The organism is Endozoicomonas arenosclerae (assembly GCF_001562015.1).
GTDB classification, from domain to species: Bacteria; Pseudomonadota; Gammaproteobacteria; order Pseudomonadales; family Endozoicomonadaceae; genus Endozoicomonas_A; species Endozoicomonas_A arenosclerae.
Genome location: NZ_LASA01000102.1, coordinates 1 through 24,352, shown reverse-complemented (window position 1 = coordinate 24,352; position 24,352 = coordinate 1). Strand labels below are relative to the sequence as shown.

Annotated in this window: 16 protein-coding genes; 9 read left to right on the top strand and 7 right to left on the bottom strand. The window is 48.4% G+C overall.

Annotated features, from left to right (window positions below; genetic code table 11):
• Nucleotides 1–163 precede the first annotated feature (163 nt).
• Both WG89_RS16275 and WG89_RS16270 read left to right on the top strand, forming a co-directional pair.
• On the top strand, nt 164–1,945 hold the full coding sequence (locus WG89_RS16275) for a hypothetical protein (RefSeq protein ID WP_153301640.1): 1,782 nt from the start codon (nt 164–166) through the stop codon (nt 1,943–1,945).
• A gap of 62 nt (nt 1,946–2,007) precedes the next feature.
• Nucleotides 2,008–2,850: a hypothetical protein gene (locus tag WG89_RS16270; protein WP_062268031.1), complete on the top strand. Its 843-nt coding sequence runs from the start codon at nt 2,008–2,010 to the stop codon at nt 2,848–2,850.
• A gap of 19 nt (nt 2,851–2,869) precedes the next feature.
• Here the strand turns inward: WG89_RS16270 and WG89_RS16265 are convergent, their stop codons facing one another.
• The 3 genes from WG89_RS16265 to WG89_RS16255 all read right to left on the bottom strand — a co-directional run bounded on the left by WG89_RS16265 (nt 2,870) and on the right by WG89_RS16255 (nt 7,760).
• Entirely contained in the window at nt 2,870–3,586 is a 717-nt protein-coding gene (locus WG89_RS16265; RefSeq protein ID WP_062268029.1) for a hypothetical protein, read from the bottom strand.
• Nucleotides 3,587–3,859: 273 nt separating this feature from the next.
• A complete protein-coding gene (gene uvrA / locus WG89_RS16260) occupies nt 3,860–6,685 on the bottom strand; it encodes an excinuclease ABC subunit UvrA (RefSeq protein WP_062268096.1) in 2,826 nt (941 codons plus the stop codon).
• Nucleotides 6,686–6,809: 124 nt separating this feature from the next.
• Nucleotides 6,810–7,760 carry a hypothetical protein gene (locus tag WG89_RS16255; protein ID WP_062268027.1) on the bottom strand — a complete coding sequence of 317 codons (951 nt, stop codon included), beginning with the start codon at nt 7,758–7,760 and terminating at the stop codon, nt 6,810–6,812.
• Nucleotides 7,761–8,049: 289 nt separating this feature from the next.
• On the opposite strand from WG89_RS16255, the gene WG89_RS16250 reads away from it, so the two are divergent.
• From WG89_RS16250 to WG89_RS16235, 4 genes are all read left to right on the top strand, one after another.
• Nucleotides 8,050–11,322, top strand: a complete 3,273-nt coding sequence (locus WG89_RS16250) for a hypothetical protein (RefSeq protein ID WP_153301639.1) — start codon at nt 8,050–8,052, stop codon at nt 11,320–11,322.
• Between the two features lie 100 nt (nt 11,323–11,422).
• Nucleotides 11,423–12,763, top strand: a complete 1,341-nt coding sequence (locus tag WG89_RS16245) for an MFS transporter (RefSeq protein WP_062268023.1) — start codon at nt 11,423–11,425, stop codon at nt 12,761–12,763.
• Between the two features lie 116 nt (nt 12,764–12,879).
• Nucleotides 12,880–13,494 carry a single-stranded DNA-binding protein gene (ssb, locus tag WG89_RS16240; protein ID WP_281177705.1) on the top strand — a complete coding sequence of 205 codons (615 nt, stop codon included), beginning with the start codon at nt 12,880–12,882 and terminating at the stop codon, nt 13,492–13,494.
• Nucleotides 13,495–13,922: 428 nt separating this feature from the next.
• Nucleotides 13,923–14,495: a 5-formyltetrahydrofolate cyclo-ligase gene (locus tag WG89_RS16235; RefSeq protein ID WP_062268019.1), complete on the top strand. Its 573-nt coding sequence runs from the start codon at nt 13,923–13,925 to the stop codon at nt 14,493–14,495.
• Between the two features lie 362 nt (nt 14,496–14,857).
• Here WG89_RS16235 and WG89_RS16230 read toward each other — a convergent pair whose 3' ends face one another.
• Nucleotides 14,858–15,748: a LysR family transcriptional regulator ArgP gene (locus tag WG89_RS16230; protein ID WP_062268017.1), complete on the bottom strand. Its 891-nt coding sequence runs from the start codon at nt 15,746–15,748 to the stop codon at nt 14,858–14,860.
• A 194-nt stretch (nt 15,749–15,942) separates the two neighbouring features.
• Here WG89_RS16230 and WG89_RS16225 point away from each other — a divergent pair, with 194 nt between their 5' ends.
• Nucleotides 15,943–16,560 (top strand): LysE/ArgO family amino acid transporter, encoded by a 618-nt coding sequence (locus WG89_RS16225; RefSeq protein ID WP_062268015.1) that lies wholly within the window; start codon nt 15,943–15,945, stop codon nt 16,558–16,560.
• A gap of 145 nt (nt 16,561–16,705) precedes the next feature.
• Nucleotides 16,706–18,100: a hypothetical protein gene (locus WG89_RS16220; RefSeq protein ID WP_062268013.1), complete on the top strand. Its 1,395-nt coding sequence runs from the start codon at nt 16,706–16,708 to the stop codon at nt 18,098–18,100.
• Nucleotides 18,101–18,155: 55 nt separating this feature from the next.
• Here WG89_RS16220 and rep read toward each other — a convergent pair whose 3' ends face one another.
• Entirely contained in the window at nt 18,156–20,168 is a 2,013-nt protein-coding gene (gene rep / locus WG89_RS16215; RefSeq protein WP_062268011.1) for a DNA helicase Rep, read from the bottom strand.
• A gap of 138 nt (nt 20,169–20,306) precedes the next feature.
• Here rep and WG89_RS16210 point away from each other — a divergent pair, with 138 nt between their 5' ends.
• Nucleotides 20,307–21,344 carry a hypothetical protein gene (locus WG89_RS16210; RefSeq protein WP_062268009.1) on the top strand — a complete coding sequence of 346 codons (1,038 nt, stop codon included), beginning with the start codon at nt 20,307–20,309 and terminating at the stop codon, nt 21,342–21,344.
• A gap of 25 nt (nt 21,345–21,369) precedes the next feature.
• Here WG89_RS16210 and WG89_RS16205 read toward each other — a convergent pair whose 3' ends face one another.
• Entirely contained in the window at nt 21,370–22,674 is a 1,305-nt protein-coding gene (locus tag WG89_RS16205) for a glycerophosphodiester phosphodiesterase family protein (protein WP_079253873.1), read from the bottom strand.
• A 129-nt stretch (nt 22,675–22,803) separates the two neighbouring features.
• Nucleotides 22,804–24,352: putative 2-aminoethylphosphonate ABC transporter permease subunit (locus WG89_RS16200; RefSeq protein WP_062268004.1), on the bottom strand; the 1,549-nt coding region annotated here is incomplete at its 5' end.

Below are 24,352 nucleotides of genomic sequence, written 5' to 3'. Positions count from 1 at the left end.
AACAAGGGTGAAAGTCTACCGGTTACCCCTGAGCCTTTGCGGTTAGCTAATTCCTTGACTATATAACCCTATTCAGAAAAATAATCTCAAAACTATGTTTATTCCAAGAAGGATTCCTGCAGCAGAGTTTTTACTGTTGTTTTTGCTGGTTTTTTGTACGGACGTGCATTCAGCTATAAATGACAGCTACTCCATTACTGTGCCACTGACGGCTTTTCCAGGTTATCAACAGGGCGCTAATGCTTCATTGGTCACTACGGGTGGTGGGGGCGATGAGTTTCCCTTTCAGCCCGGTAAAAGACCGCCCGGTATGGGTCCTGTATCTATAGGTTTGGCAGATGCCGGGTTTCTGGTTGATTTTATTGCTCTTCTGATCAGTGCTGCATTGGGTAATGGTACGGTTTTGCCTACCAGCAACAATAGTGATCATCATACTCAATCGGTTGGCAGTTCAGAGCAGTCATTGTTCCCCAATGGTTCTGAAAGTGGAGAGAGTAATCAAGACGATCCTTTGCCTCCGGTCTATCTTGACTGGCGTGAACAAACCGCTGGAAACGCAAGGCTACACATTCTGGATTATGTGACGGAGCTGACCCGAGAGTTTCTCATGAGCTGGGTGATCAATAATGCATCGTACTTTGGCCCGCTGGCAGAGCAGATGAGGCGGGCTTACGAGGATGGAGATTGGTCTGCAGATGTCTTTCAGGGTATTCAGTCTTTCAACACCCTGTTGTATCTGTACATAAATGACAGCACGTTTTCTGAAACGGACTTCATGGAAATTCAAATGTGGTTGCAGATTAATCATCACTTCCATGCAGATTCTGATGTCCAATTGCTCCATAGGGAAGTGTCTGGTTCATCGGTTGAAGCGCAGCGCTATCTAGCCTATCTCGGCCAGCGTTTGGGGCGATTCTCACACCTGTTGTCTCAACTTACTTCGGGTCAGCGACATTTCACGCAAGTCGTGTTGAGTTCGGATGTTTCAAGATGGCTCAGGCAGTATCTGAATGTTTGGGATGAGGACGAACATGCCAGTCAATATACTTATCAAGCGGATATGCAGGCCCAGATCGAAAACTTTGAATGGATGATTTATGCCAGAGACTTTGGTTACCTCTTCATAGATACAGAGTCTCATGAAAGTTTGGTCAGCATTTATGTGCCTTCCTATTCGCTTTACTCTTACTTGTTGGGGCACGCCTCTGGTTTACCGGAGAGTGAGTGGATGAATCCGGCTCCATTTTATGGCGAGCCTGATATTGCGCAGCTCTTGAATCTCAGAGACAGAAACGTTCATCCCATTGCGATCTTCCACCCACTGATACACACCAGCATCACTCATCCTGATGGTCGTTATGCCGGCAGCTGGTTGGGTACACTTCATGACCTGGTGCATGTCTATTTTCTTAACCGGCTCATGAATCAGGAACGGACGTTTTTTTATCAACTCTATCAAACCGTCAGAGGAAGTCTTGCGGGCTGGGCTTCAGGTACGGCCACCCTACCTGAAGAATTTCTCGAACATGTCACAAGACTGTTTGAATATCGGGATGATGTTTCTCTGGAAACCATCAGGACCGTAGACTGGGGTGAAGACGCTTGGGCTCTGTTCCCTATTGTTGATCTGGGGTTGTTGATGAGGGAAGGGGGCAGTAGAGCTGCAGGCCTCTGGGACATGCTGGTCAGAGCGGCATTTCGGGGTCAAAATGAGCGTTCAGGTCGTTATGATCTGGTGATGGCTCAGGCTTATCTGGCTTATCTTCTGGTCAATGAAGAAGTGGTTGGGCCTGGAGGAAGTGGATCTTTCAATGATTGGTATGAAGACCAGGGGCACAGGCATCAGTTGAGTGAGATGCGGAGAATGATCAATTTCTGGCAGCGTGTCTTTGCCCCCGCTGTTCCCTTGCGATCGGATGAAGCAGGAGAGGCCAGTGTTATATAGGATTGAGTCTCTATGGGAAATAGATCATTCTAATAAAGTCATGACCACGGAAGGCATTGATTATGAGCGGAGACTCAAACACCCAACTCTATAAGTTCTCTCTGAAGGGAACGGATGATCGCTTTGATGGGCAGGAGCCCGAGATTACCCTGCAGCTCTCAGTCAAACTGGAATGCTTTGATGGCATTGATAGTAAATTTCTGACTATTTCCCTGCTAAACAGTACCGTGGCTGCCAGTCTTACCGGCGATATGGTTTACAACACCGAGACTCACAGAGGTTGGTATACCGAGAAGGTGCATGTTTACATTGGTGTGGATGGTTTTGGGAATAACCCGTTACTGGAAAAGGATTATCCCAGCACAACTTCAAGTGAAACTACCTTTTCTACGAGCGAAACCCTGGGTGTGACGGCGGGCGCGAGCGTGAGTGGCTCAGGTCCTTCTCTGTCTATTGGTGTTTCAAACAGCTCAACAACCAGTACTTCCCAGACAGTGGCCGATTTTACGGTGGCCAACAATTCGGCAGACGATGAAGTCAATCATGACTATAACCTGAGCAGCACACCCAAAGGGCTTTATACGGGTCCGAAGAGTTTGGTGATCAAACCGTCTTCAACGGATTTTCTGGAGTACGATACCTTGAGTGCAGTGACCAATAACGATGGTACTGCTATCAGTAATCTGCCCTTAGCCAGTCAGGCGGTTTATCGAACGCCTACGGGGGATTTCAATCAGGAAGTGAGCCTGAGAGTCCGGGTGACTCATTATCTACAATCGGTTTCAACCAGCCACTCGGCGTTGACGTCTACGGTTAACTATTACACTGAGGACAGCCAGCCTGTTTACGACCTGCTGGAAGATCTTCCTGTTGAGTTCTCTGCCATTCGAAATCCGGAGGTTTGACAGCAGTCCGGTCTGAAGACTATTTCGGAAGAACACAGACCTCGCCGGAGGGGACGCTTTTGATATTGACGATTTTATCCGGATACTTTTCGGCCAGGTCATGCCATGCGGCTTCCGACTCATCAAGGCGTTCTGTGTAGGATGGGGCTGGGTTTTTATCAGTACTGAGAATATTCAGAGAACTGTCGACAATGACTCGGCGTTTCTGTGCGCTGGCGGTGGCGATATCCACTACTGCATTATCCCTGTTACAACCTATGGGTACCACTGTGTTGATATCATTAGAGGTTAGAAACTTTTCAAAGTCAGAGCCTAGCCATTTCACGTATTCGTCGTAAGTTTGTAAAACAACGTAGTCTTCGTACTCGATGGTGTGTCCAATCTGTTCATAATAAAACTCCCGTGATTTGATCCGGAGCAGGCTTTCCAGATCCCAAACCGGGGTAGTCGGGTTGGAACTGAGATCCATATCAACAAAATAGACACTACTGTCGGTGAGAAATTCGTTAAGCAGTTTTTTTTGAGCTCTGACCGCCGCTTTGGGTTCCCAGTCTATTCTGGGGTCCTCATCGACCCCACTGATACTTTCCGGCTTCATATTGATCAATAGAATGACCACTTTCTCTCCCTGAACAAGAAGATTGTCTATGTATTCACTCAATTGGTTAACGTAGGCACAAATGGGAGTTGCAAGTAGAGTGCTGGTCAGCAACAGTTCTGCTAAACCAAGATTCATAAGACTGTTCGGCCCGAAAAAGGAAAGCTGTTTGGATAATGGACGCGCCAGATTGGCCAAGCCACTGGGTAAGAGGCTAGTCACTAAATGATTAAGCTACAAGGTTGTAGCTAAACGGATAGGGTAAGTTAATTCAATAGCAAGTTTGAGTACATATCGCCTGATCCTGTCATTCAAATGAATCAGGCGATATAAGAGGGAGGGTTTAGGCTTTTCACCCTGAGCTGGTCGAAGGATCGTGGTATGGGGCTTCGACGGGCTCAGGGCTATTCCTTAGCTGGCCAGCATGGGTTTCAGGAAGTGTCCGGTATGGGACACTTTGCTCTCAGCCACAGTTTCCGGTGTACCTTCGGAAATGATCTGGCCTCCACCGTCGCCGCCTTCCGGTCCCAGATCTACAATCCAGTCCGCCGTTTTGATGACGTCCAGATTGTGCTCAATGACAACCACCGTATTACCGTGATCTCTCAGTCGGTGCAGAACCACCAGTAATTGCTGGATATCATGGAAGTGCAGACCCGTTGTCGGCTCGTCCAGAATATAAAGGGTCTTACCGGTATCCCGTTTGGAGAGTTCCTTGGCCAGCTTGACTCGTTGAGCCTCACCACCAGAAAGGGTTGTCGCATTCTGTCCCAGATGAATGTAGGAGAGACCCACATCCATCAAGGTTTGCAGCTTGCGTTTGACGGCAGGAATCGGCTCAAAGTACTCAAGGGCTTCCTCAACGGTCATCTCCAGCACTTCGTGAATATTCTTGCCTTTGTATTTTACGTCCAGGGTTTCTCGGTTATATCGCTTACCCTTACAGACGTCACACGGCACGTAAATATCCGGCAGGAAGTGCATTTCAACTTTTATAACCCCATCACCCTGGCACGCTTCGCAACGACCGCCTTTGACGTTAAAGCTGAAACGACCTGGTTTATAACCACGGGAGCGAGCTTCCTGGGTCCCGGCAAACAGTTCACGAATAGCTGTGAATATACCGGTATAGGTCGCAGGGTTGGATCTTGGCGTACGCCCGATAGGGCTCTGATCAATGTCGATGCATTTGTCGAAATGATCCAGGCCGCTGATCTTTTTATGTTTGGATGCCGTTAATGTGGTGGCGCCGTTCAGGGCATGGGCTGCAATAGGGTAGAGCGTGCTATTGATGAGTGTTGACTTACCCGAGCCGGAAACACCGGTCACACAGGTCATCAAGCCCACTGGAATCTCAAGGCTGACATTCTTCAGGTTGTTTCCGGTGCAGCCACTGAGTTTCAGCAGCTTCTTTTTATCCACAGGTGTACGCTGCTCGGGCACTGCAATTTTTTTGGCGCCCGTGAGATATTGCCCGGTTACGGATTTTTCGTTATCCATGACTTGAGCGGGTGTTCCCTGGGCAATAATTTCGCCACCATGAACGCCAGCCCCTGGGCCGATATCGATCACATGATCAGCCATACGAATAGCATCTTCGTCATGTTCTACGACAATGACTGTATTACCCAGATCACGAAGGCGGGTCAGTGTGTTCAGCAGTCGTTCGTTATCCCGTTGATGCAGGCCAATGCTGGGTTCATCCAGAATGTACATGACACCTACAAGACCCGCACCAATCTGACTGGCCAGACGAATTCTCTGTGCTTCACCGCCTGAAAGCGTATCAGCGCTGCGATCAAGGGTCAGGTAGTTGAGTCCTACATTCACCAGAAAACTCAGACGATCGCAGATCTCTTTCAGGATTTTTTCGGCAATTTCCCCTTTCTGACCGGGCAGGCTGAGTTCCTCAAAATAGGAAAGGGCTCGTTCTACCGGCAGTTTGACCAGATCAGGTAATGCTTCCTCCTGGATAAAGACATGTCTGGATTCCTGACGCAGACGAGTACCTTTGCAGCTTGGACAGTGCTGGGTACTCAGGTATTTGGACAGCTCTTCCCGCACGGACTGGGATTCAGTCTCACGGAAACGGCGTTCGAAATTGGGAATAATGCCTTCAAAACGATGACGTTTTTTGTAGACATCACCCCGGTCATTAACGTAGCTGAAATCGATCTGCTCTTCGCCAGAGCCGTGCAGGATAATATTCTGCTGCTCTGCCGAAAGATCATCAAAAGCGGTATCAATATCAAAGCCAAAGTGAGCGGCTAATGATTTCAACAGATGAAAGTAATAAACACTTCTTCGGTCCCAGCCCCGGATAGCACCTTCTGCAAGCGTCAGTTCAGGGTGTTGAACAATACGGTCTTCATCAAAGAACTGTTTTACCCCCAAACCGTCACAGGTAGGACAGGCACCCGCTGGGTTGTTGAAGGAAAACATTCTGGGTTCCAGCTCATTAATACTGTAACCACAGGAAGGGCAGGCAAACCGGGCAGAATAAACAATGTCTTCCTGGTCGCCGTCCATAAAGCTGATGGCGGCCAGGCCGTCGGTTAGCTCCAGGGCGGTTTCAAAGGATTCTGCCAGGCGAAGTTGCAGGTCTTCTCTCACCTTGAAACGATCCACGACCACTTCAATAGTGTGTTTCTTCTTTTTGTCCAGCTCAGGTGGGTTGTCCAGATCAGTGACAATGCCATCAATGCGGGCACGAATAAAACCCTGTGCTCTCAGTTCACTGAATACATGCAGGTGCTCACCTTTTCTGTCTCTGACGACAGGGGCTAACAGCATCAGTTTGGTGCCTTCGGGCAGGGCCAGGACTTGATCCACCATCTGGCTGACAGTCTGCGCTTCCAGGGGTAAGTGATGCTTGGGGCAGCGAGGTGTACCGGTTCTGGCAAAAAGCAGTCGCAGGTAGTCGTATATCTCAGTGATGGTGCCGACGGTTGAACGAGGGTTATGGCTGGTGGACTTCTGCTCTATAGATATGGCCGGTGACAGACCTTCAATATGATCAACGTCCGGCTTCTCCATCATCGAAAGAAACTGTCGGGCGTAGGCAGAGAGTGATTCAACATAGCGACGCTGGCCTTCAGCGTAAAGGGTATCGAAGGCCAGAGACGACTTCCCTGATCCGGACAGACCCGTGATGACAATCAGACTGTCCCGGGGCATATCCAGATCAATGTTCTTCAGGTTATGGGTGCGTGCACCCTGTACCGTTATTTTATCCACCCGTATCACCCGATGCTGTTGAAGAGCAAACAGGGGAGTATAAAGCATCCCACGACTGGAAATGTAGTGGATGTTAAAGAACCTGGGAGTTGAGGGTTCCTATCTGTGTTTATCCATGAATGTATTACTCATGAGTCGGCACATGAACAGGTTGAGGTTCACCCTCTGCAGCAGATAGATAAACCGGCTTTGGAGGAGCTGGCCATGGGGCACCCAATTTCCAGAAGTAGGCTTTAGTCTGATTGCTGGAAATATCCGTAGCTATGAAAAATTCTTTATGCCCATCGTGATGGAGATGAGTGACTCCCTGTTTGGGAAGCTGGTATACCAGACGGCCTTTGGCATCGACCATGGGAGGGATCATGCCGGGGGCTTTTGGATAGTGATAACAGGTCTTGAAAAACTCACTGGCCTCGAAGCCTTTAAGGCTTATCTGGTAGTAGCTCATATCAGGCGTTTCCTTGCTTTCAATGCTGGACTTCAGGGTTGCCTGGAATGGCATCAGAGTCAGTTTGTTAGCGCTGTAGATCAGCTCAGGTAAAACGACATTGACAGCCTTATGCAAGTCGATGCCACTGAACTCATGGGGAAAGATCATTCTGTTTTTTAGAAACCATTGATGACATTGATCATGGATGTCTTTTAACAGGGTTCCATCGATACCTTTAACCCGTGTGATGGGCTCGCAAATGGCTGTTTCGGTTTTCGCTCTCAGTTGAGTCCGGGTTCCTTTGTACTCAACGATTTTGTTTTTTGCATCCACAAAAGGAGCGAGCCTGATGTCACTTGGATGCTGGTGAGCTTTTAACTCCGCTTCTTTCTTATAAGTAATCAGGGGGAGCTGAAGAGTGTGTTCTTGAGAGTCGCCGTCATCGGCAAACTCGGGGTCATCCGGAGACGAGCCAGAGTTGTGCCAGACGGCACCTCCTGTGATGAGTAAGACTAAGGCAACCCCAAGGGATACATAGAGCCTGCCATTGTTGGCTTCAGCGGGTTTTGGGATCACAAGGACGAGAGCCAGTACCGCTGCCATGAGAAGTTTGAACTGACTGCTGTTTCTGACAAGGTGTGTCATGTTTATCAATCCTCTGTTTTTATCGCTCTGGAGTCATGAGCCTGCCTTTGTGGGTAGTGACCTGGCAGAGTCCCTTGGGATGACTTCATCGGAACGAATAAAAATAGCTGACTGATGGGAAAGTGTTGGAAGTGGAAGAAACTTTTGTGTTTTTTTTGGGTCTAACACCTGTCAAACCATTATCTCCCGGTAATGGCTGCCCAGGATTTTCAGTATTGAGAACCTCTTTGTATCGCTTGAGTCGGAATCAGGCGGTTTGGAGGCTCTGAGCTGTTTTGGAGTCATAGATATGCAAGGATGCGAAGGTGCCAAATCTGTTGATAGGGGAAAGTCTGTTGATAACGCAGGCTCGGCTCTCCCATCTTCTTCTCCCCCTAAATTCCTGCCTGCTCTGAATATAGGCACGGCTTCATCCGTTCGAAAAGTGAGTGAATTTTCAGTTAATACCGTGGGTAATTCTCCCGGTATTGTTCAACTAATGGATGACATGAAGGCAGGAAAGCTTGATCAGGAAAGTTATGAGCAGCTTTTGGAACGTCTGCGAGTTTGGGTTTCCGAGTCGGATCAACTGGATATCTGGTATGGAGAAGCTGGCAACCAGTACCTCAGTGATATTCGTCAGTTGAAAGACTGGTTGTCTTGTCCTCCAACCCATCTCATTGATTTGGCAGAAGAACATCAACTTTTTCTGGCTTGCAGGCTTAAAAGTGTCCAGTCTGTGTTTCTTGACGAACTATCAGGCATACAGGAGGAAACCGAGCCGCTGATTCGTCTCCTGACTCAATTAGAAGTAATAAGACTTCCACTGGATCAGGAATTTTGTCCAGTTAAAAGTGCTGTCTATTTACCTCCGGACCTTTTCAGGCAGCTTTGGGGGAGTGAGCTTCAGCCACAGATGAGGTCAGCTGCTTTTGGATTTTCTCTATTGAGTGTTAAGCCAGCAGAGCTCTTTAACTGGTGGCAGTCCGAAATGTGCAAATATGAAGGGGTCGAAGTCGGTGGGGTGCCTTCTTTTCAGAAAACCATGTCGGAAGTTATTTTTTCGAAAATGAGACAAGGCGATCTTTACTGTAAAACGGAGTTTGCCGAGCAGTATTGCTGGAATCACTTCATCCTTCCCAGGTTGAAGGATTGGCACCAGAAAGGGCAGTACCCAAGGTTTTGTGGAGAGCGGGTAAATGGCATGCATCAATGGATGAGCCATCACAAAAAGGAGTTGGACAACATCTTCCATCTTCTGATTGAGCAGCCTTCATTGTTGCCAGACTTCATGGCTCAGATACCAAAAGATATGCTGCCATTTATACTCTGGTGTGCGTTTACTCAGGGTTATCCGGAAGTTGTCGAGGCTATTCAAACTGCATGCTCGGATGCTTTGTCTTCACTACGAGCTATTGAAACTGATACGGGGAATTCCCTCTTACATTACTTGTGTATTGATAAGATCGAAGAAGGTTCGGACCTGTTACTGAAATTGATCAGGGAACATGATCTGGAAAGGTATGCATCATTAACCAATGCACAAGGTAAAACGCCTCTTGAAGGGCAGAGTAGAACTTACGAACTTTATGCAAACGGAAAAATAAAGCAGCGGCAGAAGTTGCGCCTGTACGGTTTCTTTTTTGAACATTCAAGGCCTCAACAGATCTCGGCTTGTTTGGAGCATCTGCTGGAAGAAGAGCCGTTAGTTGACCATGACTGCATACCACTCTTGATTCTGGGTCTGCTGGCGGGCGGCATTATTCCTGAAAAGGCGTTGCAGAAAAAACGCCTCAATTACTCAATGCCAATCTGGCAAAAGTCTGAAGGAAATCATGCTTTAGCGCCTTTTCTGAGCTGGGTGAAACAGTTTGAGCCCCTTAATGTTGACAATCTTGCTGCTTTGCTTAATCAGTTGCCTGTAATGGGCATTAAGCCAGAAGTCGTTTCAGAAGTTCTTGCGGTTTTACCCCCTGATGTTCTCTCTGATCAGCTTGAGAGTTACATTCATGGTGAGCACAAAGTCTGGTTTCAGGAGCAGTTCCTTTCCACTCAGCTTTACCCATTAGGTCAGGGTATAGATGCCAGTTACCCATGGACAAGTCTCCTGCAGACAGTGGGATTCAGGGTTGCCATTCCGAAACCCGACAGCGACCAGGAAAGGGATTATCAATGTTGTCTTGATCAGCATGTTTATAAAGATCCCAAAAAGCTTGGGTCTGTACCTGAAGCTTTTACCGACGGCTTCAAAGAACCTGATGGTATTACCGGGCTTTATGGAAGAAGCCTTTATCATCAAGGTGAGGTCCCTGGACTTGAAGATACCGTGCCCCGAATAAAACTCAGAAAGCGGGGAACGGACGGCACCGATGAACCACTGGAAGAATTGACAAGAGAAGCCGGCGTTCTTCAGTTTTTACGTGAACAGCAGGTGTTGTTTAAAGAGTCCAATGGCAGACACGGGATGGATTTGCATAGCAAGTTACCGGAACCTGTGGGTAATTTTGTGTTGCCCGATGCGTCGGAGTTTTTGGCCAGTGTGGCTTTGTCAGAAGAAGATAGAGCTGCTTTACAATCAAGGGTTGCGTTAGATTCAGAGCGTGATACCTGTGAAGCTTATCTTTTCCAGACAAAGCCAGGAGAGTTGTATCATCGTTATGCTCATGAGACTTCTGGTGAGGAAGGACTGAGCAGGGAGAACGCATTAAAAGCATTAAGGGTAGCGGCGCATGACATTGGAGTTTTGTTCAGAAACGGTTTTTCTGTGCCTAATGCTTTACCTGCGTTTCATACCACTTATGAGAGTGATTCCAGAAAGTACATGACACTCAATCAATTATCTGGCTATTGCTCTCAGGGGTCTTTCAATTCTTGGACAGGTCCCGCTACTGAATACCCGAACATGTCTCCTTTCCCGGTAGTGTTGAGGGATTTTGCGGAAATTCGAAAGCATTCTGAACTATCCCCTGTTACAACAGAGCTAGGGTTTGATATGGAAAATGAAGAGGCTGTCAGTGCTGTTGCCATGAATGAACTGGCAAACAACATGCTGGCACTGGAAATGCTGTTGGCTCGCATTCTGACAAAAGAGCTTAACAGCCGGGATCCAGTAGGTTTTTCCAGAGCATCGGAAGAAGTTGAGAATGAATTACTGGTGCTGTATACGACACTTTATGGAGAAGCCTTTGGGATGCCCGAAGGCAGTCCAGCTCGTGAACGTTTGCGTACTGCATTAAAAGATCATGGTATTGCCAGTCAGGCAGCAAGAGAGTTGTGTTACTGGTGTGAGACGGGTGAACACCCTGGTTGGGTTGAGCATGTTCAGAAAAGGGAAGTGCCTTCCTGGGTTTATCCCCAGCCACTGCCCGAAAAACAAAGGAAAACTTTTTTGGAGAAGCGTCTTCACCAGCTAAAAAAAACCGGTTTTATGTGCAGCACTAAAAATCCTCACCCTAAACTGGCTGCTTTCAGTGGCTGGTTCCTGTTGGCCCAGAGTAACTGCATGAAAACGCTGTCTATTGCCGAGGGTATTATTCATCAGAATAAGTCATATCCTTCCCTTCCCAGCGGGCCTATATCATAAAGTCGAAAGCCTATTCGCCTACATCCGGGGAATATCTCCTCACATCTTATCGGTTTCCTGATAAAATGAGCCGCTTGAAATTTTAAAAAAGAAGTCAGGAATGTCTCCGCAGGAACTTAAAGCAACGGTCTCACTGTCACTGGTGTTTGTCTTCAGGATGTTTGGCCTGTTTATGGTACTGCCTGTTCTGGTCCTTTATTCTGAAGACCTGCAGGGAGCTACTCCGGCTCTGGCCGGCTTTGCCATTGGTGCTTATGGGCTGACCCAGGCCGCTTTGCAAATTCCCTTTGGCTGGATGTCTGATCGGTTTGGACGCAAGCCGGTGATCATTGCCGGCATGATGATCTTTATGCTGGGCAGTTTGGTGGCGGCCCAGGCCGACTCTATCTATGGCGTAATTTTTGGTCGGGTTCTGCAAGGCGCGGGTGCTGTTGCGGGTGCTATCACAGCTCTCCTGGCTGATTTGACCCGAGAACAATACCGAACCCGGGCTATGGCAGTGTTTGGTATCAGTATCGGCTTTTCCTTCTGCATAGCCATGCTTCTGGGGCCTTTATTCGCCAGCTGGTGGGGACTGGGTGGACTGTTTGGCAGTAATGCTGTCATGGCTGGGCTGGGCATAATGATTTTGCTGTTCCTGGTGCCAACCCCTGTAGTCACCCGAACGGATTTAAATACCAAGGTCAGTGTCAAAGACGTTGGTAACGTAGTGCGTAATCCGGAAATGCTGAGGCTGATGGCAGGTATTTTTACCCTGCACTTCACTCTGATGGCTCTGTTCGTATTTCTGCCGCAGATGCTTGAGGACACACTGGGCATGGCCCGTGAGAATCACGGCTGGGTTTATCTGATTGCTCTTTCTGTGTCTTTTGTAATGATTGTCCCTGTCATTATTTTCAGTGAATCCAAGCGTCGCCTGAAGCAGTGTTTTGTAGGGGCGGTAACGGTTTTACTGGCTGCCATAGCAGGCATGTGGCAGGTAGACAGTGTTCTGGTAGGTATATTCCTGTTCTTTGCGGCCTTTAATTTTCTGGAAGCTACACTACCTTCTCTGGTCAGTAAGTTATCACCGGCCGGAACCCGTGGCACCTCCATGGGCGTATACTCAACCAGTCAGTTCCTGGGTGCAGCTTTGGGTGGCAGTCTGGGAGGACTGGCTTTGCAGTACTGGGGTGCGACCGGTGTCATGATGGTTTGTGCAATCCCTACTGCACTATGGTGGTTATTGTCTGTTACCATGAAACAACCCCCCTATGTCAGCAGTATGGTTATGGCCCTCGACTCGTCCGTGAGCCTGGATGCCCGTGCCATTGGCAGGGAACTGGCCATTATTCCGGGGGTTGAGGAAGTCACTGTCCTGGATAGTGAAAGAACCGCCTATCTTAAGGTAGACAGGAAAATAGTGGACATGACCGCACTGCGCCAGTTTGGCGAGTGCTGACAGAAGTACCTGATCAGGTGCTTAAACAAATGAGACAGCCCAGAGTGGCTGGAACTGTTTTTCATCACCTCGGCGGGATGATAAATTGTTCATGTTAAAAAATACTGGAGAAACTGATGGCACGAGGTGTTAACAAGGTCATTCTGATCGGCAACCTGGGCAATGATCCGGATGTCCGTTTTAGCCCTAATGGCAGCGCTGTAGCCAACCTGAGTGTGGCAACCAGTGAGTCCTGGAAAGATCGTAACACCGGCCAGCCTCAGGAAAAGACCGAATGGCACCGTGTTGTCATTTTCGGCAAGCTGGCTGAAATCGCTCAGCAATTCCTGCGCAAGGGTTCCAAGGTTTACATCGAAGGTAAACTGCAGACCCGGAAGTGGCAGGACCAGTCCGGTCAGGACAAGTACACGACGGAAATTGTTGTCGATGGCTTCAGTGGCCAGCTGCAAATGCTCGACGGCCGTCAGGAAGGCATGGGTGCCCCTGCCGGTGGTGGTGAGTTCCAGCCAAGAGCCGCTCAACAGTCTGCTCCTCAGCAGCAGTATGGTTCAGCGCCTCAGCAGCCTATGCAACAGCAGGCTCCAGCTGCAGCTCCACAACAGCAGTATGGTGGTGCGCCACAACAGCAACAGCCCCAGAGCCGCCCAGCACCACAACAGCAGCCTCAGCAACAACCTCAGGCTGCACCGGCTGGTGGTTTTGATGACTTTGATGACGATATTCCGTTCTGATTTTCATATCATCTGAAAAAGTAGACGAAAAACATAAAAGGTCCGATTGTTCGGGCCTTTTATGTTTTGACAAAGGATTTGTCTCGAAATTACTTCCCTATTTTTATACGGATTCCGTTCACCCTGAGCTTGTCGAAGAGGGGATCCGCTTCAGAATGATTGAGCTGAAAGAAGTCAATGACTTCAAGGGCCAGATCATAATCCAGCCTCCACTTCTATAGATAAATCCATGATTTCTGAGGTGACTATCTGTGTGGAACCTACAGTTACCAAAATTGCGAGATTTGATAACTGTAGGTCTCAATGCGAGCTGTTTGATGCATCTCTGACTATGAGATTTTGATCCGAGTAGCTGACTTCTGATTGAGTATTCCCCGGCATCAGGTGACAATGCTGTTTGAACAGAACTTAGTTTGGTGTCATAGCAGATGGATCGAGCCAGTCTTCGCAAGCAGTTACGCTCCAATCGTCAATCCCTGTCCTCTGAACAACAGCTGGAGGCTGCAGAGCATCTATCATCTGTCGTATGTGGACTGGATGCTTTTAAACAGAGTCAGCATATCGCCCTTTATCTGGCCAGTGATGGTGAAATTGATCCGGTGTTGATTGCCCGCGAGATCTGGAAGAAGGATAAGTTCTGTTATCTGCCCGTACTCGATCAGGAAGATCCGGACAAAATGCACTTTCAGTTATTCAGGCCTGATCACCCGTTGCAGGATAACCGCTTCGGCATTCCTGAGCCGGTTCTGGATCGTGAAAAAACGGTTAAGGCTGAGTCTCTGGATCTGGTACTTATGCCGCTGACGGGCTTTGATGAAAAAGGGAACCGTCTGGGTATGGGCGGTGGCTTTTATGACAGGACATTTGCTTTCTTGAAGAAGCGGAAAAAGCCAATGTTAATTGGGTTGGCGCATGAATGTCAGAAGGTAGAGGCCATTCCGGTAGCAGACTGGGATGTTCCGATGAAGGGGGTGGCGACAGATAAGGCGTTTTACGGTTAGCTTTCAGTAAGCCATTCCCTGGCCTACCAAAATCAGTCTTCAGACCAGTGCTGCGGTGGCAACGGTTGTCAAAACAGCTAGGGCAAAAGTGACTAGCAGAAGGCTGATTGCATCGGGTTTGGGGCCAACCATTTCTATAGAACTCCACATTATTTTAATTATTCTTCATGGCTGTCTTGAACTACTCGATCAACTGCAGTCAGTCATTGGGGTGCCATTAAAAGCGATCAATGTTGCTTTTTTGTTAAGCGTTGATGAATTTCGCATAAAGAGGGGTTGACTGCAAGCCGTTGTCCAGGAGGGGCTGCATGGATAGCTGGTAGTGAGTCGTATGTCTCATTACTCAACCGTATGGCAAACGCTCACACCGACGGGGCCTCTTGTTGGAGGAGCTGTTTTCCAGCCTCAGCGGTTAATGCCGTGCGGACTTTTTTCAGTACCGCGGTTTCGAGCTGCCAGTAGTGCCAATAGAGGGGCACGTTAAGCGACTTTCCAGGTGTCATTTCAACCAGTTCATTCGAGATGAGGTAGGAGTGCGCCTGCATTCTGGGCACAATACCGTAGGCGATGCCTTCTCTGGCAGCGTTAAGAATAGCCTCCACAGAAGGTAAAACATGAGCGGGAAACTGTCCGGGTTCCAGTTGAAAGTACTTTTTCAGGAAACGATTCTGAAGTTCATCCTGGCGGCCAAAATGGACAGTGGGTATCTCGGAAAAAGGTTGCTCATGGAAGGTCCGGTAAAAATCCGGTGTCGCTACCGCTATGTATTCCATTTCTCCCAGGAAATCACAGCGGCATCCCTGAATAAGCTGTGCAGAAGAAGAAATACAACCCATCACCTCTCCTTCCTTCAAATAGTGGGTGGTGACATCCTGATCATCGGCAATAAGCTCGGTAAGGATTTTATGCTGAAATAACTCTTTCAGCACAGAGGGCAACCAGGTGGCCAGAGAGTCTGCATTCACGGCCAGCCTGACGGTCTGCCACTGAGTTGTTTTTTCCCCGGACAGGGTTTCCATCAGCTGACTTTCCAGCGACTGTACCTGCTGAGCATGGCGCAGTAACTGGCGTCCTATGGGTGAAGGTTTTACCGGGGAAGTGCGGATTAATAAGGGTCGGCCAATGCGTTGTTCCAGCAGTTTGATTCTCTGTGAAACCGCTGATTGGGTTATTGCGAGAACCTGAGCTGCTTTTTCAAAAGAGCCGTGGGTTATCACCGCCGCCAGAGCATCCAGTAATTTGTAATCGAACATTGTGATACAGCCATTGATTAACAGAGCTACCCATCATTAATTTTTCTAATGCAGTGTTAGCTATATGATTTTTATTAATGCTACACATTATTGTTTAATCAGCACGGATTTGTCACTTGATGAAGTGTTTCTGTGTTGGCCACCTGTTTCAACTGGCCGGTATGCATAAACCTATAACAAGAGAGCAGTAGGAAATGCTTGAGATCTACCTTGATGGCCTGCTATTGAGCGGTGGCCTGATCATTGCCATTGGCAGTCAGAATGCTTTTCTCCTTGCCAAGGGATTGCGTCGGGAGTCGCCAATCCTTGTGGCCACTATTTGTGCTATTTGTGATGCCTTATTGATACTGGCGGGTGTGCTTGGCTTGGGCACCCTGATACAGAGTAATGAAACTCTGCTTGAAGCCGCTCGCTGGGCAGGCGTGATTTACCTGACCGGTTTTGGTTTGATGTCGCTGCGTCGCAGCTTTAAGACAGAGCGCTTGAAGGCGGAGGGAAAGGCTCAGAGTTCAATGCGTGCCCTGGTGCTTTCAACTCTGGCTGTGACGCTGCTTAATCCGCACGTTTATCTTGATACCGTTATTTTACTGGGCAGTATCGGTGCTCAGTTCGGCGATATGCGTGGTTATTTTGTACTAGGGGCAACAACTGCCTCAATCATCTGGTTCTATGGGTTAGGACTGGGTGCAGTGAAACTGGCCCCCCTGTTATCCCGCCCTGTAGCTTGGAAAATCATTGATCTGGCCATCTGTCTGATCATGTGGAGCATGGCTTTCAGCCTGATGCGAATGGATTTTGTAAATATTTTATAACGTTTCTGTCTAAGTAATTCTAAGTCTGAGTGGCAGTACATTGGCTACTTTGAAGATCACGTACTTTTTTTGGTAAGCACGTTTTCATCACCTGGTGATGGAGTCTTGTTAGTCAACGCTGTATTAAAAAAAAGGAGTTGATCCGATGAAGTTCAGGGTCATGGGCAAAATAGCCCTGCTTTCACTCAGTTTGCTGTCCTCGCTGGCATTAGCCAAAACCATCTCTGACAATCTGGTCTTGGTGGTTTATGAAGGCAATGCCGAAGTTAACATGGTTCTGGCTTCGGCCAATGAGCCTGCAAAAGTATTGGCCAGCTCGGTAGCGTCGCCAGTGCATGTCAGTTATAGCAGAGAACCCGGCGAAGAAGATTATTATGATGGGTCTGTAACCGGCATGGGGCATACAGGTTCGCTTCAAGGCCGTGATTCAGAAACGATCCTCTTCGCCAACGCTCTGGATAACCTGAGAAAGTCGGCAAAGTTTTATTGGACGGATCTGGAAGATGCAGACGAGATCCGATTGAATGCTGTTTATATTGGTATTGCAGGCTTTAAGGATAATCAGGGTAAGACTCTGACGGTTAATGGCAAATCCATGACCAAGGGGCAGTATATTCGAAAGAATATGAAGAAGGTGCTCAAGCTCCGTCACTTCATTGCTCCCAGGGATAGACTGGTGCAAATGGATGCAGACTATCGGTTGATCGGTAAAGTAGCCAAGCAAAAGGCCGGAGAAGATGCAGAAACAAGAGATCTGGATTTCATTCAGCTAACGACTTATGCCACGGGTCATAAGATTCGTGATGGTGTCCTTGAGGATGATCAGGTCACTTTCAATAGTGAGGGTGGGCCATATCAGTATGGTATCAAGATGCAGCAGGACTTTTTCTCTCACCTGCCTGAGAGTTGCACCGCTGCTGACTTTGATAACCCTGATTTAAAACACATTGCTCCTGCGCTTAAAGCAATGAATGCCATGCCCACCGTTGATGTGTATGGCCAGGTGGAAAAGGGTGCCTATCTTTATGTGCCTGATTTGGGATACAGCGTCGCTGAGCAGGAAAGGTTGAATAACACCTTGCCGCATAGGGACTTTAATCATCTTTTTGTCCGTGAGAAGTCTAAAAAGAATGAGGCTGGCTATCTTGGATTCTGGGTGTTGCAGCAGGAAATAGTACCAGAAGGTGTGAAAGAGCAAGATTGGAACGAGGGTCAGCAAAAGCTGACAGAATGTGCAAAGAGCACATTTATCCCGGCTATCAAACGAGTAGTGGATGCTTTGGGTGAGGAAGGCGTTGCCAAAACCAAAGAGGGTGCCAATGTCCCCTTGTTTATGGTGGGAGAATTCCCCGTTGGTCAGGTTTTACGTTTGAGACAAGCCCTTACCGAAATTCTCAGTGAAGAAGATCAAAAACGGATTGTCTGGATGAAGCCACTGCATTACCGACAGTTTCTGGCTCAGGCCGGTATCAAACTGCTGAAGAAGAATGGCTTTAAGCTCAAGAAGAAAAAAGAGAAGCCAGCGGTAGGCGATGCTTGAGAGCTGTTTGAAAAGGGGCTGGTCGTCAGCCCCTTTTTCTTACCGTGTAATTTTATTATTCACTCAAACGACTTCGCAGCATAGCCAATGCGGCATTACCGGTTACAGCATTCTGTTCCTGGGTCGCCTTTTTCCCAAACCCTGAATATTCCAGATCCTCCTGAGGCAGTTCATCCAGGAATCGACTGGGTGTGGTATCAATAATTTCGCCATACTGTTTTCGTTGACCCGCCAGAGTCATGGTCAGGGTTTTTCTGGCACGGGTGATACCCACATAAGTCAGTCGGCGCTCTTCTTCAATATTGTCTTCCTCAATGCTGGTGCGGTGAGGTAGCAGGTCTTCTTCCATCCCCATCATGAATACGTAAGGGTATTCCAGACCTTTGGAAGCATGCAGGGTGAGCAGTTGAACCTTGTCGTTGTCTTCTTCCTCTTCCTGGCGCTCCATCATGTCTCTGAGAATCAAGCGGGCAATGGCGTCCTCTACCGTAGCGTCTTCATCACCTCGTTCCAGAGTCTGCTGCAGAGAGTCGATCAGGAACGAAACATTCCCCATTCTTTTTTCAGCGCCAGCAGGTGTGGCCGTCGTTTGCATCAGCCAGTTATCGTAGCCACAGTCATCAATCATTTCACGGACGGCGGCAATAGGATCATCGTCGCTCTGGCAACGACGTGAGACTGAGTCCATCCATTCGGTGAAGCTGCGCAGTTTCTCGACATATTTGGCAGAAAGATCTTCCTGAAGCCCCATTTCCTGGGACGCGGCGTAAAGACTCAAGTTATGAGTGCCGGCATAATTCCCCAGTTTTTCAAGGGTAGAGGGACCAATCTCACGGCGAGGCACATTCACTACACGCAGAAAAGCGTTGTCATCATCCTGGTTCACCAGCAGTCGCAGGTAAGCCATGATGTCCTTGACTTCAGAGCGGGAGAAAAATGAGGTGCCGCCATTAATGTGATAGGGAATCTGGTGGTGCTGAAGTTTCATTTCCAGCAGGCGAGACTGGAAATTACCCCGGTAGAGCACGGCATAGTCTCTCCAGTGGGTGTCATTTTTCAGCTTTTGGGTAAGGATCTCGGTGGCAATGCGTTCGCATTCCATTTCATCATTACGGCAACGTATGACCCGAATGATGTCGCCCATCCCCAAGTCACACCACAGAGTTTTCTCAAACACGTGAGGGTTATTGGCTATCAAGGTGTTAGCCGCTTTCAGGATACGGCTGGTGGATCGATAGTTTTGCTCCAGTTTAATGACTCGAAGAGCTGGGTAGTCTTCCTTGAGCAACGCCAGATTTTCAGGACGTGCGCCACGCCATGCGTAAATTGACTGGTCGTCGTCGCCCACAACCGTCAGTTTGCCTCGATCTCCCACCAGTCGGCTGATCAGCTCATACTGGGCGCCATTGGTATCCTGATATTCGTCGACCAGCACGTAATGCGTTTTTTTCTGCCAGCGTTCCAGCACTTCAGGGTGTTCGCGGAACAGCATAACCGGCTGCAGAATCAGGTCGTCAAAATCTACAGCATTAAAAGCTTTCAGAGTGCGGTTATAGTGTTCATATACCCGGGCTGCCAGTTGTTCGTTAGGCTGGCGGGCATTAGCCAGTGCTTGTGGAGGCAGAATCAGATCGTTCTTCCAGTTGGAAATAATGTGCTGGACAGCGTCCACACTCTCTTCGTCTGAGCCCATTTCCCGCTGCATCAGCTCACCAATCAGGGCATGGGCATCCTGGGCATCAAAGATCGAGAAGCCCGGTTTGTAGCCCAGCGTCTTGTATTCCTTGCGGATCAGGTTCAGACCCAGGTTGTGAAAGGTTGAAACCGTCAAGCCATGAGACGCTCGGCCCTTAACCAGTTTGCCGACACGCTCCTTCATTTCCCGTGCGGCCTTATTGGTAAAGGTAACCGCAATGATATTACGGGCATTAATCCCGCATTCCTGAATCAGGTAAGCAATCTTGGTGGTGATTACACTGGTTTTGCCACTGCCCGCACCTGCCAGAACCAGCAAGGGGGTATCAATATACTTTACGGCTTCGGCTTGTCGGTCGTTGAGTCTATGCACGGGTAGCTTCGATGTCGTTTCAATGTCTTGAGCTGAGAGAGCCAGTATATCAGGAATCTGGCTGTACCGTTGTGTACTTGAAAGTGCAGCAAACTGATTAATACTGATTCTATTATTTTAAAAAGATCAGGGATCCGTATGTTGTTAGCGAGCCAAGCTGTTGCTTGCAGATTAGTGATTATTCTAGCCCTGACATTGGGCATGACGGTGTTCTTTGCAAAGGTTTGTCTGGCTATTCAGTCTAATCAGGGGGAGCTGAGTAGCGAGCAATATAAAGTCATGGATGAATTTAATATCCTTTCTTTTGAATTCTCCTTTGATGAAAATGGCGCTCTGGTTCTTGTCGTTCCCCAAAATAACCTTCAGGTGGATAATGGGGCGCTCCCTGTGGAAGAAGCTCCCTCCCCTATTCTTATTCAGGGGATATTGAGTACTAACTTATTGGTATCAGTAGAAAGTATTCCTCTGTCAGGGAGTGAGCGGTTTTTCCTATTACCCACTGATTTGTATCTGGCAGTCATTGTGGCGGCTTTTGTAATGGCTAATGACTCAGCTACGTCAACAGACTTAGAAAGAGCCTTTGCCAGTCACACTCTTTCAACCTCTGTAGAAATTGGCAGTTTTTCCAAGGGTAGGAGAACGATTAATGCTCTGACTTACACCTTGCTTTCTTCTGCACAAACTTCTGAAAGGATAACTATAACGCTATCGGAGTGGGATCAGAAAACGATCCGAGTCGCTATAAGAATTGGTGAGATGGTACTGACCTACTATATAAAGCGGCCCGAAGATGATCTGAAAAGGTTATTAGCGCTTCTGCCTGATCAAGAGAAACCGGAGAGCAGAAAGCATGACGATGATGACGACCCTGATCCGGATACCGTAGTTGATTCAGGCTGTGGTTCGTGCTTTTGGTCGCTGTGTTGCTGGTGCTGCAATTGGGGAAGCAGTTCGGAATCAAAGCCTATTAATCAGGGGAGTATTCAATATGGCTCAAATCAACAACAGGCAGTGAGATTGATTTTTGAACTGGATCTAATGCCGTCAATAGTGCTTTCGGATCTCTTCAAAACAATTATTAATGAGACTGTTCGCCTGGATGTCAGTAATAGCAGGCCTCTAAAAAGTATGGAGGCCATTCAGCATAATATCCCTGAAGGCGTCAGTGCCTGGTAGTAACATCACCAGGCACTCAGGATATTTATATACCCATGCAGTTAGCGTAATAACTGGTGGTTGCCGGCCAGTCGGAGAAAATCCCCAGAACACCGACTTCCATCGCCAGAACATCAATGACGGTCATCATGTCACCGTCATTGTTGATAACGCTCTGGCTGGAACCCTCAGGAGGATTCTGGCCATTCAGGGTTTGATAGTACCAGCCGCCACCATTGGTCAGGGGACCTGAGCGCTCAACCGTCCAGGTGATGATGTCCAGTCCAGCTTCTCTGGCAGCATGCGCGTAGAGTGAGGGAACTACTTTGCCATTTTCAACATCCAACAGCATCCACATGGGCGGAGCAATGATCTGTACGCCCCGGTTGGCCAGCTCTTCCATGGAAGGAGACCAGGTTTTGGGATCACGGTGGTTGAAGTCCGGATTTCCGTAGCGGTCATCCAGAAAAACCGCCTGACGGCCAAAGCGAGGGTTGTTATCGATCCAGTACTCAACATCCTTTTGATTAAACGACTGAGGCCAAACCTTTCTGGCGGACACGCCTTCTTCCCGATATTCATTAATCAGCTTCTGGGCATAATCTTCCTGACTGAAGCCATCAAAAGGCATGGAAACACTGGGAGACTTCAGCTCAGGTGTCATCTTAACCCTGAGCTTTTTGAACAGCTGGATACTTTCCCTGTGAGTCATCAGGGTGCCACGGCTGGCATAAAGATCCGTTCTCCAGTTCGCTGTTCCATCCAAATATTCTGCCACTGTTTTGGCTTTGGGATTGAACGCATCCATTTTCCCTTTAAGGGTTTTGAACTGCTCCAGAGAGATATCACTGGTACAGCACTTGGCTGAAGCCGGCTCCAGCAGGTTGCCATTTTCGTCAAAAGTAGCGGGCTTGAAAGGCTCTGAACATTGCTGTGCCAGTTCGGTCTCCAGAATATTGGTGGTGGTGTGGAGGTCGCATTGGGAGTGGCGGCAAACCAGCTCTTTGTCCTGGGTAAAAGTCACGTCACATTCGAGAATACCAGCGCCCATACGAGCCGCTGCTTCGTAAGATTCTCTGGTGTGCTCAGGGAACTGCATGGGTGCACCACGATGGCCGATTGAAAAGTCAGACTTTCGGAATCGCTTGATTTTGCTGCAGGCTTGCAGGGTTTCTTTCAGAGGGCCTGCATCCATATCGTCAACCAGATAGTAAGGTCTTGGGCCCAGCTGTATGGCTGAACGTTTTTTGGAGAATTCGTAGTAAGCGTCACTCGACATGTGTTGTTGATTGACACTGGCAAAAGCCATTGCAGGCAGCATTATCCAGATCAGTGTGATAAGCCGGCGCATGATCAAATTCCTTATTGTTGTTATGGAAAAGATTCTACAGTAGAGCGCTGATGTTGCTGTTTGGTTTAGTGAATGTGAAATTTTTTGTGTGGGCAGTGAGAATCACCGCCCGCATTTGAGTTGTGACGTTCAGGCCATTTGCCATCGTTGCGTGCGATTGAGCAAAAACCTGCCCAGAGCCATGTGGCCCATTTTTACGCAGGCTGCGGTCACCAGTATCAGGACTGCCATGGCGGCTGCCGGACCTGTCTGCCCAGCGTCTTCCATATTCAGAACAGAAACCGAAGCCAGCATGGTATCGGTAGAGTAGAGGAAAACGACGGCTGACGTGGTTGTCAGGGCGTTGACGAACAGGTAGATGGCAATATCCAGTAAAGCAGGCGTACATACCGGCAGTGAGACTTTCAAAAACGCCTTGTACTGTGGAATCTTCAGGGAAGCGGCGACCTGTTCAATTTCTGCAGGCAATTTCTTCAGCGCGGTTAAAGCCGTCAGATGCCCCACTGTGAAATAGTGAGCCACTGTATTGATCACCAGAATCGCCATGGTGCCATAGAAGATCCCCAGAGGATTGCCCGCCTGATTAAAGAAGAAGATATAGCCCAGACCCAGCACCATGCCTGGCACAGCCATAGGCAGCATGGCCATGATGTGAATAAAGCTTCTGATGATCGGAGGCAGTTTACTTTTTTCCACATTATAAGCGGTGATGAAAATGATCAGGGTACCAATAATGGCGGTGTAGAAAGCCATTTCCAGGGAGTTGAAATAAGGCTCCCAGCCATTGGCACTGAACTTTTCAAACTGATAGTTGTTCCAGGATAGCTCCATATTCCAGGGCCAGAAGGTGACCAGGGAACCATAAATGGCTATGCCAATCACCGACAGAATCGCCAGTGAGATCAGGCTGCAAAGAACAAAGAAGAGTGTGTCTTTCGCCGGGTTCTTTTCGGGCTGGTAGTTAACTGAACGTGCGCCAAACAGTTCTTTCTGTTTTTTCTGAACCCTGTTGTCGATCACAAAAGCCAGAAGGGCTGGAACCAATAGCAGGATGCTGATGACAGCCCCCATGGCAAAGTTTTGCTGACCCGCCACCTGTTTATAGATGTCGGTGGCCAGGACGTTGTACTGGCCACCAATCACCTTGGGAACACCAAAGTCAGTCACCACCAGAGTAAAGACCACGGTTATCGTGCTGATCAGGCCAAACCTGGCAGCAGGAAGTGTGACGGTTGTGAAGGTTTTAAAGGGTGAAGTGCCCATGGAGCGTGCAGCTTCATAGAGTCTGGCATCCGATGTAGAAAGAGCCGTAGTAAGAATCAACAGGGCATGGGGGAAAGTCCAGAAAACCAGACCCAGCACAATACCTGGCAAACCGTATATGGAATGGCTAAATAACAGATCTACAGCCACGCCCTGATTGCCAAACAGATAAATCATACTGATGGCTGGCAGCAGGGAAGGGGCCAGAATAGGCAGCATACCCAAGACCTTGAAGACAGGTTTGAAAGGCATGCGGGTACGAGTAAGTCCATAAGAAAACAGAAAGGCAATACTAACGACAATCGTCGTGACAATGGTTCCGGTTTTTAGAGTGTTTCCAATGGATTGGCTCAATGCCGGATTACCAAGATACTCGTAGAAGTAACTGAGACCAACGAAAGCACCATCACTGTCC

Bases quoted from the DNA above. Each gene is read 5' to 3' on its own strand.
- WG89_RS16210 (WP_062268009.1), top strand. From the start codon at position 20,307: ATGTTGTTAGCGAGCCAAGCTGTTGCTTGCAGATTAGTGATTATTCTA.
- WG89_RS16205 (WP_079253873.1), bottom strand. From the start codon at position 22,674: ATGCGCCGGCTTATCACACTGATCTGGATAATGCTGCCTGCAATGGCT.
- WG89_RS16270 (WP_062268031.1), top strand. From the start codon at position 2,008: ATGAGCGGAGACTCAAACACCCAACTCTATAAGTTCTCTCTGAAGGGA.
- WG89_RS16265 (WP_062268029.1), bottom strand. From the start codon at position 3,586: ATGAATCTTGGTTTAGCAGAACTGTTGCTGACCAGCACTCTACTTGCA.
- ssb (WP_281177705.1), top strand. From the start codon at position 12,880: ATGGCACGAGGTGTTAACAAGGTCATTCTGATCGGCAACCTGGGCAAT.
- WG89_RS16255 (WP_062268027.1), bottom strand. From the start codon at position 7,760: ATGACACACCTTGTCAGAAACAGCAGTCAGTTCAAACTTCTCATGGCA.
- WG89_RS16225 (WP_062268015.1), top strand. From the start codon at position 15,943: ATGCTTGAGATCTACCTTGATGGCCTGCTATTGAGCGGTGGCCTGATC.
- WG89_RS16220 (WP_062268013.1), top strand. From the start codon at position 16,706: ATGAAGTTCAGGGTCATGGGCAAAATAGCCCTGCTTTCACTCAGTTTG.
- WG89_RS16245 (WP_062268023.1), top strand. From the start codon at position 11,423: ATGTCTCCGCAGGAACTTAAAGCAACGGTCTCACTGTCACTGGTGTTT.
- WG89_RS16250 (WP_153301639.1), top strand. From the start codon at position 8,050: ATGCAAGGATGCGAAGGTGCCAAATCTGTTGATAGGGGAAAGTCTGTT.
- WG89_RS16230 (WP_062268017.1), bottom strand. From the start codon at position 15,748: ATGTTCGATTACAAATTACTGGATGCTCTGGCGGCGGTGATAACCCAC.
- WG89_RS16235 (WP_062268019.1), top strand. From the start codon at position 13,923: ATGGATCGAGCCAGTCTTCGCAAGCAGTTACGCTCCAATCGTCAATCC.